Raw genomic sequence first — 14,345 nt, 5'->3', positions numbered from 1 at the left:
TTTATAACTTTCAATTGATTATCGAGTGAATCTAAAACTACCAATTAGAAACATTATCGTCTTTCTGCTTTTCTCTTGCACCGTTCTAGCGCAAGATGTAGCTTTATTCCAACAATTCAACGGCCGTTATGATTTCACGATTATAGGAAATACGCTTAATACTTCAGAAAATAATCTCAACACCCTATGTTCTATTTCTACTTCCTCTTCTGCAATTTTGACAATGGATGCGACAGATGAAATTGAAAAAGCTTATCTCTATTGGGCCGGTTCGGGCACAGGCGATTTGAACGTGCTTCTAAACGGAACACCTATAACTTCTGAAAGGAATTTTGCTTTTTTCCAAAATGATTTAGACTATTTCTGCGCTTTTACAGATGTGACGGCACAAATCCAAACGACTGGAAACGGAAATTATACGTTATCAGACCTGGATGTTTCTCCGTTTTTAAATCCGACGCATTATTGCAACAACCGTACAAACTTTGCCGGTTGGGCCATCGTAATCATCTACAAAAACGAAAGCCTTCCTCTCAACCAAATCAATATCTACGACGGACTGCAGGGTGTTTCAAGAACACAGAATGACTTGACCTTGACGTTAAATAGCCTGAATGTAATTGATAATGTCGGTTCTAAAATTGGATTTATTGCTTGGGAAGGCGATGTTAACCTCCCTAATCCTGGGTTTACGGAATCTTTAAAAATTAACGGGAATACTTTAAGCAATGCCTTAAACCCTCCAAATAATGCCTTTAACGGCACTAATACTTTTACAGGTTCCAGCACCTTGTACAACATGGATTTGGATGTTTATGAAATCCAAGACTTTATAGATATCAGTGACGAATCGGTAGAAATTCAGCTTACTTCGCAGCAGGATTTTGTAATGATTAGCACCGTCCTTACCAAACTAAATAACCAGCTTCCAGATGCGACCATTTCAATTGATAATGTTGCTTTAGAATGCAATTCGCGACGCATCATTGTAGATTATACCGTATACAATCTAGATAGTACTGATTCTCTAATTGCAGAAGTTCCTATTTCGATTTATGCGAACGGAATCTTGATTGAGCAAACCTTGACAGTCCCCCCTATCCCGATTGGAGGAAGCTATAGCGATAGTATCCATCTTACGATACCTGATGAAATTCCGAATGATTTTACTCTAAAATTTGTAGTCGACGATGCCGGAAATGGAACAGGAATCGTAACCGAATTAAATGAAATGAACAACGATTTTTCTGTTACTGTTTCTTTTCTGGTTTCTCCAGAATTTAATCCGCTCGAAACGATTTTTGCTTGCAATGAAGGCCTAAAAAAAGGAACTTTCAATTTTTCGCATTATGAAGACGCTGTAAAGATTGATCCTAGTCATGTAGTTCATTTTTTTGCGTCTCAAGAGGAAGCTGAATCTAACGAAAACCCGATTCTTAATTCGCATAATTATATTGCTTCGGTAACGCCAAAAGAAATCTTTGTGAGGATCGAAGATGAAAACTGCTATAGTATTACTTCTTTTTTATTAGATACAAAAAACTGCCCGCCAACAGTCTATAATGCTGTTACTGCCAATGATGACGGATGGAATGACTTTTTCTTTATAGACGGATTACGAGATATCTTTTTGAATTTCGAATTGCTTATCTATAACCGCTGGGGCACGTTGGTGTGGACAGGAAATAACAATACCGAAAACTGGTATGGGAAAGCAACTAAAGGAATTGAAATCAACGGGACCAATCTTCCAGACGGTACCTATTATTATGTCTTAGATCTCAACGATCCAGATTATAAAACTCCTCTAACAGGTTATGTTTATCTGACCCGATAATTATTTTTGGTTCAAGGCTGGAAGATACCATTTGAACTTGACAGCCATCAAGCGAATTGCGATCATCACGCAGGAAGTTATCAGATAAAGAATATCGTTATCAAGATTCCAGCGTTTTAAGATGAAAAACAAAATTCCCCCAATAATGCAGATTGTGGCATAAATTTCTCTTCTGAAAATCACAGGTATTTCATTGCATAGAATGTCTCGTGTGACACCACCAAAACAAGCTGTCATAGTCCCCAAAGCAATACAAATAATCGGATGAAGATTCGTATCTAATCCTTTTTCAAGGCCTATCAACGTAAAAACGCCCAAGCCTATCGTATCAAATAAAAACAAAGAAGTTCGGAGCCTGTCTAATTTCTTTCTGAAAATAATAGCGAGAAAATACCCGGCAATGATAAAATACACATAATTCAGGTCGCGCATCCATCCCACGGGAGTACGCCCGATCATAATGTCCCTTAATGTACCGCCACCAACAGCAGTTACAAAAGCAATAATAAAAACCCCGAATGGATCGAGTTTCTTGTTCATTGCCGTCAGTGCGCCAGATAGCGCAAAAGCCATGGTTCCGATTATATCTAAAAGATAAAACATAGTAATTTCAGGAAATTATTTAGTGTATTCGTAATTCGTAATTCGTAATTCGTAATTCGTAATTCTAATTACATTTTTTGAGTATAATAATTATAGTCTTTTAAAATCGTCTTGATGAAATCTTCATCATTTCCAGACTGGTTTCTGATACCGGTAACATCTTCTACTTTCGTCTTCAATCTTGAAAGCATGTGGAAATCGCGGTTTGCTCTTGCGCTATGAAACGTTTCCTTAATGATTCGTGCATCATTGTCGCTTAGCTTTATCACCAACGGATAGGTCGGTACATAACTGTTGTCAATTTCCTCCAAAATCGTATGGTTGATGTTGATATTATTTTTTAGCGTGATCACGGAAGTGCCAGCAGTCATATCTCCAAGGCGTTGCGATTTTTCACTAGAAATAATAGCTATCAATCCCACAATACCGCCGCTGAAACTAACATCAACAATCCTAAAAACCCAACGCATTAAGTAATCGCCAAAAGAAGCCTGATAGCCGTCAATTTTAACGACTTTTATTTTCATAAGCTTTTTGCCTAAAGTCTGCCCTTCTAATAAACTTTCCAAAAGAAGCGAATAAAAAATGACTGGCATATAAAATAAAACTAATATTGAAATTCTGGACCAATTATCCATTTTGTCCAATAGCTTATTGATGCCCAGTCCATAGAAAAAAATGGAATACACAACAATAGCATAGGCTGTTTTAGCCAGAAAATCAAGCAGGTATGCTAAAATCCTATCACCTATAGAGGCTGCCGTAAAATTAATATTGACATTTTGCGTCGTATTTATAGATAATTGTGTCATATTTTATATTTTAGCATCAGATGAGAGAAGTTGCATTCATAAAGCAAAATAAAGAAAAATGGCTTGACTTTGAACAAGCAATTTTTGGTAAAGCTAAAAAAAATCCTGATGAAATGGCCAGTTTGTACATACATTTGGTCAACGATTTATCGTATGCGCAAACCTATTATCCTAAAAGCAAGACAGTTGTCTATCTGAATCACCTAGCAGCACAGATCTATCAAAAAATCTACAAAACTAAAAGGACAGAAACCAACAGGTTCGTGTATTTCTTTTCTATCGAAGTTCCTTTGCTGGTGTACCAGTACCGAAGGTATGTTTTATACGCTTTCCTCCTTTTCTTTCTGACTACAGCAATTGGCGTGGTATCCGCAAAATACGACCCTGATTTTGTACGTCTGATTTTAGGAGACGGCTATGTCAATAAGACTTTAGAAAATATCAAAGACGGTAATCCTGTTGCAATCTACAAAGATGGAAGCAATTGGGGCATGACGATCGGAATCACCCTAAACAATTTATACGTAGGACTGCGATGCTTCCTTTACGGCATTTTTGCAGGCTTGGGTACTTTTTATATCTTGATTCAAAACTGCATAATGCTCGGTGCTTTCCAATACTTTTTCTATGAGCAAGGTGTTTTTTGGGAAAGCGTTCAAGGCATCTGGATTCATGGCTCTATGGAAATTTTCGCAATAGTAATTGAAGCAGCGGCTGGGTTTATTCTAGGTGCTTCTATATTGTTCCCGAAAACCTATTCCAGAATGACTTCTTTTAAGATAGGATTCAAGAGCAGCTTGAAAATTTTTATGGGAACAATGCCTTTCACCATTGCCGCCGGAATACTTGAAGGCTTTGTCACCCGATATTCCTTAGAGATGCCGAATTGGCTGAACGTCTTTATTATTCTGTCCACCTTATCCCTGATTTCTTTTTATTTTCTGATATTTCCTTTTATCGTCAACAAAAAAATCCAATCCGCCAAATGATAGCCTTATTCAAGAAAAGAAATTTTAGCGATTATCTTAACGACACTTTTTCCTTTTTTAAAAAAGATGGAAAGCATTTCCTGAAAAACTATTTTGTCATCAACGGAATATTCCTATTGTTGCTGACAGTTTTCATCTATTTTCTTTCAAAAATTTATTTTGAAGCTATTTTTTCTTCAATAGACAATACAAATCCTGGTTATAATTTTACCGAAAAGCTTTTTAATGAAAACTTAGGTCTTTTTATCGGATCGTTAGTCGGATTTGTTATTCTTTCTTTATTTCTTACCTTATTAAATTTTGCCTATCCAGTTGTTTATTTGCAACAATATGACGAAAACGGAGGAAGCAATTTCACGACCAAGCAAATAATTGGCCGTTTAAAATCTAAAGCAGGAAAAATAGTGCTGTATTTTATTATTTCCTTGTTTGTAATTACGCCGTTGGTGATGATTTTGTTTGTCGTTTTACTGTTTCTATCCTTTATCATTATCGGAATCCCATTGCTTATCATTGCCATTCCTGCACTATTCAGCATACTATCACTTACATTATTTGATTATCTCAATACTTCAAACGGTTATTTTACTTCGTTTGGAAATGCTATAGGATACTTAAAAAAGCAATTTTGGCCGATTATTGGCGTCACGATGATTATGTATATGATTGTTCAAGTTGCCCTGACTATCTTTTCGATGATTCCGTATGTCATTTCTATGATTGTCCTCTTTACTTCAATTGAATCTGGGACTGCTGACGGAACAACAGAAGCGCTTTCTACAATTGGAATCGTGATGGCTATAATTTTTGTAATTGTAATCTTGGCAAATTACGTATTGAATAATCTCCTTATTGTAAACCAAGGCCTAATTTACTACAGCCGCAGAGAACATGAGGAAAACAAAACTTCGTTTGGAGAAATCGACAGTATCGGAAAAGATTTTGAATAAGCTACTCTACATAGTTCTCTTCTTTTTCTGCCTGAATACCGCTTTCAGTCAGGATCCTCCGCCGGAAAAAAAAACCGACACAGTCACTGCTATTTCTAAGTTTTCTGAAAAAGACATCGCAATCGACAGCACCGAAATAAAAAGCCGTTCGTTTAGCAAATTAAAAGAGAAATACAGCGATTCGAGCTTTGAGTACGAAACCAAGACCCAAGAAAAAAATGCTTGGGATCGTTTCAAGGAGTGGCTTTCGTATTGGTTTGGGAAAATTTTCAGTTTGAGCAATGAAGAAGCTTCCATGTCTTTTGTTGAACTATTTCTGAAGATTCTAGCCGTAATCATTATCTTATTCGTAATCTACCTTATCGTGAAGGCCATTATGAACGATGAAGGCCGATGGATTTTTGGAAAATCTTCAGACAAAAAAGTAATTCATTACGATGAAATCGAGAAGAACCTTCATTTGGTCGACTTCGAAAAGCTCATCAAAGAAGCCACAAAATCAGGCGAAAGCCGATTGGTCGTGCGCTATTATTATTTATGGCTGCTGAAAAAGCTAGCCGAAAAAGAAATCATCGAATGGGATGTCGAAAAAACAAATTCCGACTATCTCTACGAAATAAAAAGCGAAAAACTAAGGAACGATTTTTCATACCTTTCTTATCTCTACAACTACATCTGGTATGGCGAATTTGAACTAGAAGAAGACACCTTGTCAAAAGCCGTAAAATCATTTGAAAAAACCATCAAAGCCCTATAAATGAACAAGACTATCAAAATATACATCGTGTTTTTGGTACTGCTTTTAGCGGGCATTGTTTATATTGATGCAACACGGCCGAAACCAATCAACTGGTCGCCTACTTTTGGAATTAACGATAAAATTCCTTTTGGGATGTATATCTTTAATCAAGAAGCACCAGCTTTGTTTGATAATGAAAAAGTCAATAGGATTACACAAACCGCCTACGAATATCTTGAGCCGTTATACGATTATGACAGTCTTGTTAATACCTATAAAGCCAAAGGAACTATTCTTTCCATTTCAGAAAACTACCTGATTGACGACGAATCGACGCAGGAAATCTTATATTTTGCCGAACATGGAAATAAGATTTTTATCAGCTCAAAATCATTTCCGCAAAAATTAATGGACAGCCTGAAATTCGAGTATTCCTCAAAATTTCTAGGCAGGGATTCTATCTCGGCATGGCTGGCCAATCCAAATCTAGGTTCAGAAAAATACAATATCACCGTCGGATCCGGAAATTCCTATTTCAATAAAATAGACACGCTTAACACTACTGTTCTGGGATATCAAGGAAACAAATCAGAAAAGCTGGTCAATTTTATAAAAATTCCTTATGGCAAAGGAGAATTTTACCTGCACACGCAGCCGACCGTCTTTACGAACTATCATCTTTTAAAAGACAACCACTCAAAATATGCGGCTAAAGCCTTGAGTTATGCAGACGGAGAAATATTCTGGCTTGTAAAAAACCAAACTGGAGAAATCATTTCAAATTCCCCATTGCGCTATATACTTAGCCAGCCCGCTTTAAAAGCCGTATGGTATATATTTTTGCTAGGAATGTTGGTTTTCCTTATATTCAATGCAAAAAGAAAACAAAGAATCGTCAAGATCATAAAGCCTTTAGAAAACACAACAGTCGATTTTACGAAGACCATCGGAAATTTATATTTCCAAGAAGGCAATCACGACAACATAATTGAAAAGAAAATCATATATTTCCTAGAAAAAGTTAGAAACGAATACCTGCTTGATACTACTGTTCTGGATGAAAATTTCGAGAAAAAGTTACAGCAGAAAACAGGCAAGAAGTTAGAAGATATACAACGAGCCGTCTATCTTATAAACCAGTACCGAAAAAACTATCATCAAAGTATTGAAAGCGACTTGATAGCCTTGAATACGGCCATCGAAAAGATTTTCGCAAAAGAAAAAGACAATTAAGAAACATAATCCACATATCCAATGGAAGAAAATATAGAACACAGCCAAAACGAAAATGCAACCGAAAACGTAAATTTTCAATCTCGAATTGATTTAAGCCAATTGCAAGAAAGCATCGAAAAAATCAGGACTGAAATCGGAAGCGTTATTGTAGGCCAACACAAGATGATCGATCAGCTTTTGGTCGCTATCCTTTCAAACGGACACGTTCTATTGGAAGGAGTTCCTGGAGTTGCCAAAACCATTACGGCAAAATTATTGGCTAAGACATTAAACATCGGATTCAGCAGGATTCAGTTCACGCCAGATTTAATGCCGTCTGATATTTTAGGAACTTCTGTCTATGATCTTAAAAAATCAGAATTTGAGTTTAAAAAAGGACCGATTTTTTCCAATCTAGTCTTAATTGACGAAATCAACCGTGCTCCTGCCAAAACACAGGCTGCATTGTTTGAAGTCATGGAAGAGCGCCAAATCACAATGGACGGCACTACTTATGAAATGCGAGCTCCGTTTTTGGTTATCGCGACACAAAACCCGATTGAGCAAGAAGGAACGTATCGTTTGCCAGAAGCCCAATTAGACCGTTTTCTTTTCAAAGTGAATATCGATTACCCGAAATTAGACGAAGAAATCCTGATTATCCAAAAAGAGCACCAATTGCAGAATCATGGAAAATTAGATAACATCCAGACCGTTCTGACTTCTGAAGAAATTCAGAAATACCAATCTTTAGTAAAACAGATTATTGTAGAACCTCAGCTTTTGGAATATATCGCCAAGCTAGTCGTAAACACAAGAGAAAATGCTTTCTTGTATTTAGGAGCTTCGCCTCGTGCATCGATTGCCATCCTAAATGCTGCCAAAGGATATGCCGCTATTCGCGGAAGAGATTTCGTAACGCCAGAAGATATCAAAGAAGCCGCAATTCCAGTTCTGCAACACCGAGTTATCGTAACGCCGGAACGTGAAATGGAAGGAATTACAAGCGTAGAAATCATCAAGCAGGTGATTGAAGCTATCGAAATTCCTAGATAATTTAAAACACTGCCGCTTTGAAACTGCTCAAAAAACTATACATCAACAATTTCTTTTTTTTCGCGCTGATTGGCGTCGGATTCATCTATTGCTTTGCTTTTATGTTTCCGGCACTCTACAATGCGGCAGGATATGTATTGCTGATGCTTTTGGCGTTTCTAGTCCTTGACATACTGATCTTATTTGCGGCCAAAACCGGAATAGACGGAACTCGAATCGCCCCCGAAAAACTATCAAACGGCGATGAAAATCCAGTTGGGGTACATATAAAAAACTATTATACCTTCCCTATCGGGATAAAAATCATAGACGAAATTCCCGAACAGTTCCAAGTCCGTAATTTTGAAATCAAGCGAAAAATAAAAGCTTCTTCTCAAGACGACATCCAATATTATCTTCGTCCGACAGAACGAGGCGAATATGTTTTTGGAAACCTCAACATCTATGTGATTTCTCCTTTAAAACTGGTTTCCCGAAGATTTACGTTTGACAAAAACCAGATGGTCCCGACCTATCCGTCTTATATTCAGTTGAGAAAATACGACCTGATGGCCTTCTCTAACAACCTGTTTCAATATGGTGTAAAAAAAATCAGAAGAATTGGCCATACGATGGAATTTGAGCAGATTAAAGAATATGTGCAAGGTGATGACATCCGTACGCTAAACTGGAAAGCTACGGCAAAGAAGAATTCGTTAATGGTCAATCAGTTCCAAGACGAAAAGTCACAATCCATTTACATGGCTATCGACAAAGGCCGTGTGATGAAAATGCCTTTTAACGGCCTAAGCCTGTTGGATTATGCTATAAATGCAACTTTGGTTTTATCTAACGTAATTCTAAAAAAACAAGACAAGGCCGGAATGTTTGCCTTTTCAAAAAGAGTAGAAAATCGTGTCGTAGCTGAAAAACGCTCTTCACAGATGCACCAAATCTTGGAAAGCCTTTACAATATTAAAACCGATTTCTTTGAAAGCGATTACAGCCGATTGTATGCCGACATAAAGAAAAACATCAACCACCGAAGCCTTATCATTTTATATACAAATTTTGAAACGCTAGACAGTCTTCATCGCCAGCTTCCGTATTTAAAAGGAATTGCAAAAAGCCACTTGCTGGTTGTTGTTTTCTTTCAGAACACAGAACTAAACGAAATTATCAATTCGAAGGCAGTTACAGTTCAAGAAGTATATGACAAAGTCATCGCTGAAAAATTTGCTTTTGAAAAACGTCTTATCGTTAACGAATTGAAAAAATACGGAATCTATTCGGTATTGTCACAACCCGAAAATCTTACTTTGGACACGATTAATAAATATTTGGAAATTAAAGCTAGAGGAATACTTTAATTTATGATTTTAGGTTTTATGATTTTAGAAAAGGTAGTACCTTAGCGACTTAGAAACATAGAAACTACAATCTTGAAACAAATCACTTCTGTCCAAAATCCATTTATAAAATCGCTGGTGCTGCTTCAGGAAAAATCCAAAGCCCGAAAGCAGACCGGAACTTTTTTAATCGAAGGACAAAGAGAAATCGAACTGGCGCAGAAAGGCGGTTATGAAATCGAAACCATCTTATTTCTACCGGAAATCATTTCTGAAAACGAAGCCGGAAAACTTTCCCATTCTGCAGAATTGATTGAAATCAGCAAAGAAGTTTACCAAAAGCTAGCCTATCGTGATACTACGGAAGGAATTTTAGCCATTGCAAAATCCAAAACTCTTTCTTTATCTGAATTAGATTTAGGTGAAAACCCGCTCATTCTTGTCGCCGAAGCACCTGAAAAACCAGGCAATATTGGAGCCATTCTGCGAACTGCCGATGCCGCCAACCTAGATGCGGTTATCATAGCCAACCCGAAAAGCGATTTATATAATCCAAATATTGTACGCTCGAGTGTGGGCTGTCTTTTTACAAACAACATCGCGACAGGAACTACTGAAGAAATTATTACCTTCCTAAAAGAAAAAAACATCAGCATCTATTGTGCTACTTTGCAGAATTCTACGGGCTATCATACACAAGATTATACCACTCCGACTGCTTTAGTCGTTGGAACAGAAGCTACCGGACTCACGCAAGAATGGCGCGACAATGCGACTCAAAACATAATCATCCCAATGCAAGGCGCTATCGATTCCATGAACGTTTCTGTGGCTGCTGCAATCTTGATATTTGAAGCAAAAAGACAAAGAGGATTTTAATCACTTATGAATTACAACTTATGAATTTTAAATTAGGTCTATTCGCTATTTTAATAAGCACTACTCTTTCGGCACAGATTACGCCTACGCAAATTGACGAAGTCGTAGAAAAAACACTAAAAACTTTTGATGTGCCTGGTATAGCGGTTGCTGTCGTAAAAGACGGAAAAGTAATCCACTCCAAAGGCTATGGCGTAAAATCGATAATTACGAAGCAAAAAGTAGACGAGAATACTTTATTTGGAATTGCATCTAACAGCAAAGCCTTTACCAGCGCGGCTTTGGCAATGCTTGTTGACGAAGGTAAAATCAAATGGGACGACAAAGTCATCAAATACTTGCCAGAATTCAAAATGTACAATGAGTATGTGACCAACGAGTTTACTATCAGAGATTTGCTGACACATAGAAGCGGCCTCGGACTTGGTGCCGGCGACTTAATGATCTGGCCTGACGGTTCTGATTTTAAAGCACAAGACATTATTGAAAATATCCAATATTTAAAGCCTGTTTCTGGATTCAGGACAAAATACGATTACGACAATTTGTTGTATATCATCGCGGGAGAAGTCGTTCATAAAGCTAGCGGCCTAACATGGAATGATTTTATAGAAACTAAAATCCTGAAACCGTTGGAAATGACCAAAACAGCTTCTACGTGGGTACGCCTAAAAGACACTTCTAACGTAATCGTTCCTCATGTTCCTATCGATGGGAAGCTAAAAGTCATTTCACGCTATAAAAACCAAACTTTTGACGCCGCCGCCGGTATTTATTCCAGCGTAAACGATATGAGCAAATGGGCCATCATGCAATTGAATAAAGGAAAATACGGTAACGGACAAAAATTGTTTTCGGAAAAAGAACACGCAGAAATGTGGACACCGCAAACACTGATGCCTAATAAGCCTGCGCCTCCTTATAATTCTCTTTTCAAAGCGTATGGTCTCGGCTGGCAATTAACCGATGTGAAAGGAAAGATGCAAGTTTCACATACAGGCGGTTTAGAAGGAATCGTTACCCAAGTCACTTTAATTCCCGAATTGCAGCTCGGAATCATTGTTTTTACGAATCAGCAATCTGGCGCTGCTTTTTCGGCCATCACCAACACAATTAAAGACAGCTATCTCGGAATCGAACCAATTGACCATGTAAAAATTTACAGTGATAGAAACAAAGCTACTGAGGAAAAAGCAGACAAAATTACAGATGAAGTATGGCAAACTGTCACAAACAATAAAAACCAGAAAATCGATTTCAAGAAGTACATTGGAACCTATAAAGACAATTGGCTCGGAGAAATTACGATTACAGAAAAGAAAGGAAAAATGTATTTTGCTTCCAAGCGTTCTCCGCAATTAAAAGGCGAAATTTTCTTTTACAAAGACAATAATTTCGTTGTAAAATGGGACAACCGCTATTTCCACGCTGATGCGCATATCTTCTTCGAAAAAGACAATGCAGAATTCACGATGAAGCCTATTTCTCCTGCTACAGATTTTAGTTATGATTTTCAAGACCTTAACTTTTTCAGGATAAAATAAAATCGATAAAACACAACTCCGTACAACAAAAAAACCGCCCAATTTGGAGCGGTTTTTGCTTCTATACAAACTAGCAAAAAAATTGGAAAATCCAAAACTTTATTTTACTTTTAGTGAGTAGCTAACAAATATCAGAAATGCCATGGTAGAGATTGATTTAGAACAAGAAAACAAGGCAATTGCTAGAGAATACAAAGAACTTTTGCGAATCAGTTACCAGACGCTTTCAGAAGATGATAAAAAACTAATCCGCAAAGCATTTGATGTTGCTGTAGACGCTCATAAAGACCAACGCAGAAAATCTGGCGAAGCGTATATTTTCCACCCGATTGCTGTGGCAAAAATTGTCGCATCAGAAATCGGTCTGGGAGCCACTTCTATTGCCGCTGCTCTGATGCATGATGTTGTTGAAGACACTGATATTACTGTAGAAGACATCGAAAAGATGTTCAATCCAAAGATTGCAAAAATCGTTGAAGGATTGACCAAAATAGCCCAGGTAAAAACTGATAACGAAATCTCGATGCAGGCGGAAAACTTCCGCAAAATGCTATTGACGCTGAATGATGACGTACGCGTGATTCTTATCAAAATTGCAGACCGTTTGCACAACATGCAGACTATGGAATCGATGGTCGATTACAAACAGGCAAAAATTGCATCCGAAACACTCTATATTTATGCACCTCTTGCCCACCGTTTGGGACTTTACAATATAAAAAATCAGTTAGAAGATTTAGGCCTGAAATATACCGAGCCTGAAATCTACAATGACATTGTCAGCAAAATAAAAGAAACCAAGGAACAGCAGGACGAATACATCAAATCCATTTCAGATGTACTGAAAGAATCGCTAGATGCCGAAGGAATCGACTACATCATAAAAGGCCGTCCAAAATCCATCTTTTCAATCAGGAAGAAAATGCTGGCGCAAGGCGTAAGCTTTGACGAAGTGTACGACAAGTTTGCCTTGCGAATTATCTACAAAGCAGCACCAAGCGAAGAGAAATTCTTGGCTTGGAAAATCTATTCTATCGTGACCGACCATTATCGTCCCAGCCCGAGCCGTTTGCGCGATTGGATTTCTTCGCCAAAATCGACAGGCTACGAAGCTTTGCATATTACGGTCATGGGACCAAAAGGCCGTTGGGTAGAAATTCAAGTCCGAAGCGAAAGAATGGACGAAATTGCCGAAAAAGGCTACGCTGCTCATTACAAATACAAACAAGGCGGCAACGAAGAACATGGTTTGGATACCTGGTTAAATTTATTGAAAGAAGCTCTCGAAAACGCCTCCACAAATGCCGTTGACTTTGTCGAAGATTTCAAGCTGAATTTATATTCTAAAGAAATTTATGTATTTACGCCGAAAGGCGAAATCAAGTCGCTGCCAAAAGGCGCCACATCGCTGGATTTTGCATTCAGTATCCACTCCGAAATCGGAATCAGGACACGCGGAACAAGAGTCAACGGAAAATTAGTCCCGCTAAATCATGTTTTAAACAGCGGCGACCAGATTGAAATCATCACTTCTCCAAACCAAAAGCCGACATCGCATTGGTTGGATTATGTGACAACTTCGCGTGCAAAAACGAAAATCAAAAACGTTTTAAACGAGAATACGAAGAAAACTGCTGAAGACGGAAAAGAATTGTTGACTCGAAAATTGCGTCATCTAAAAGTGACCTTAAACGAAACGACCGTCAATGAGCTGGTCAATTATTTCAAGCTAAAAACAAGCCTTGATCTCTTTTATCGCGTGGGAATCGGCGCTATCGACAACCAGCAGTTGAAAGATTATGCCGCGCAGAAGAGCAATACGTTTATGAACTTTTTCAAAAACAAGATCAAGCGCTCTCCTACTACAAATCCGGAAATCATCAATAAGCCCGAAATCAGCAACAATTATGACATGCTGGTTTTTGGAAAAGAACAAGACAAGCTCGATTATAAATTAGCTACTTGCTGTAATCCAATTCCAGGAGACGATGTTTTTGGATTCGTGACTATCAACGAAGGAATAAAAGTCCATAAAAAAGACTGTCCAAATGCTATCAGCTTGCAATCTAACTATGCTTACCGAATCATCAAGGCGAAATGGATCGACTCGACACAGCAAGAATTTAAGGCCATCCTGAACATTACTGGAATGGATACGCTTGGTCTGACGAATGAATTGACGAAAGTAATTTCCAACAACATGCACGTGAACATCCAAAGTATTTCGTTGAGCGGTGATGCTGGAATTTTCAACGGGCAAGTTGTTGTTGTCGTGCAAAACAACACGATTCTCAAAAAATTGATTGAAAACATTAAAAAGATAGACGGAATTGATAAAGTAACCCGGATTAACAAGAACTAGCTTCAAAAGACTTGTTTCAGAATCGGTTTTT

Annotated in this window: 12 protein-coding genes; 10 read left to right on the top strand and 2 right to left on the bottom strand. The window is 37.8% G+C overall.

Features of this window, described 5'->3' with window-relative positions:
* Positions 1 to 25: 25 nt before the first annotated feature.
* Positions 26 to 1,837 carry a gliding motility-associated C-terminal domain-containing protein gene (locus OLM56_RS08580; RefSeq protein ID WP_264528988.1) on the top strand — a complete coding sequence of 604 codons (1,812 nt, stop codon included), beginning with the start codon at positions 26 to 28 and terminating at the stop codon, positions 1,835 to 1,837.
* Here OLM56_RS08580 and OLM56_RS08575 read toward each other — a convergent pair whose 3' ends face one another.
* Entirely contained in the window at positions 1,838 to 2,440 is a 603-nt protein-coding gene (locus OLM56_RS08575) for a trimeric intracellular cation channel family protein (protein ID WP_121377664.1), read from the bottom strand.
* 68 nt (positions 2,441 to 2,508) lie between these two features.
* Positions 2,509 to 3,252 (bottom strand): RDD family protein, encoded by a 744-nt coding sequence (locus tag OLM56_RS08570; protein ID WP_121377663.1) that lies wholly within the window; start codon positions 3,250 to 3,252, stop codon positions 2,509 to 2,511.
* Positions 3,253 to 3,272: 20 nt separating this feature from the next.
* Here OLM56_RS08570 and OLM56_RS08565 point away from each other — a divergent pair, with 20 nt between their 5' ends.
* The 9 genes from OLM56_RS08565 (at position 3,273) to OLM56_RS08525 (ending at position 14,314) form a co-directional block, all read left to right on the top strand.
* Complete coding sequence (locus OLM56_RS08565) at positions 3,273 to 4,241, top strand: stage II sporulation protein M (protein WP_121377662.1); 969 nt, start codon at positions 3,273 to 3,275, stop codon at positions 4,239 to 4,241.
* The gene (locus OLM56_RS08560) at positions 4,238 to 5,191 is read left to right on the top strand and encodes a hypothetical protein (protein WP_264528987.1); all 954 of its coding nucleotides are present in this window, start codon (positions 4,238 to 4,240) and stop codon (positions 5,189 to 5,191) included. Before OLM56_RS08565 ends, OLM56_RS08560 begins: the two co-directional genes overlap by 4 nt.
* Positions 5,154 to 5,948: a DUF4129 domain-containing protein gene (locus OLM56_RS08555; RefSeq protein WP_264528986.1), complete on the top strand. Its 795-nt coding sequence runs from the start codon at positions 5,154 to 5,156 to the stop codon at positions 5,946 to 5,948. Before OLM56_RS08560 ends, OLM56_RS08555 begins: the two co-directional genes overlap by 38 nt.
* Positions 5,949 to 7,163: a DUF4350 domain-containing protein gene (locus tag OLM56_RS08550; protein ID WP_264528985.1), complete on the top strand. Its 1,215-nt coding sequence runs from the start codon at positions 5,949 to 5,951 to the stop codon at positions 7,161 to 7,163.
* A gap of 21 nt (positions 7,164 to 7,184) precedes the next feature.
* Positions 7,185 to 8,201: an AAA family ATPase gene (locus tag OLM56_RS08545; protein WP_264528984.1), complete on the top strand. Its 1,017-nt coding sequence runs from the start codon at positions 7,185 to 7,187 to the stop codon at positions 8,199 to 8,201.
* Positions 8,202 to 8,218: 17 nt separating this feature from the next.
* Positions 8,219 to 9,550, top strand: coding sequence for a DUF58 domain-containing protein (locus OLM56_RS08540; protein ID WP_264528983.1), 1,332 nt, complete (start codon positions 8,219 to 8,221; stop codon positions 9,548 to 9,550).
* A gap of 72 nt (positions 9,551 to 9,622) precedes the next feature.
* On the top strand, positions 9,623 to 10,408 hold the full coding sequence (locus OLM56_RS08535) for a TrmH family RNA methyltransferase (RefSeq protein WP_264528982.1): 786 nt from the start codon (positions 9,623 to 9,625) through the stop codon (positions 10,406 to 10,408).
* A 20-nt stretch (positions 10,409 to 10,428) separates the two neighbouring features.
* A complete protein-coding gene (locus tag OLM56_RS08530; RefSeq protein ID WP_121377655.1) occupies positions 10,429 to 11,952 on the top strand; it encodes a serine hydrolase in 1,524 nt (507 codons plus the stop codon).
* 142 nt (positions 11,953 to 12,094) lie between these two features.
* Positions 12,095 to 14,314 (top strand): RelA/SpoT family protein, encoded by a 2,220-nt coding sequence (locus OLM56_RS08525; RefSeq protein WP_121377654.1) that lies wholly within the window; start codon positions 12,095 to 12,097, stop codon positions 14,312 to 14,314.
* Positions 14,315 to 14,345 lie beyond the last annotated feature (31 nt).

Origin of the sequence: Flavobacterium sp. N2550 (genome assembly GCF_025947265.1) — a bacterium.
Taxonomy (GTDB): Bacteria; Bacteroidota; Bacteroidia; order Flavobacteriales; family Flavobacteriaceae; genus Flavobacterium; species Flavobacterium endophyticum.
The sequence above is the reverse complement of the archived record's forward strand: the minus strand, read 5'-3'. Positions and strand labels throughout refer to the sequence as shown.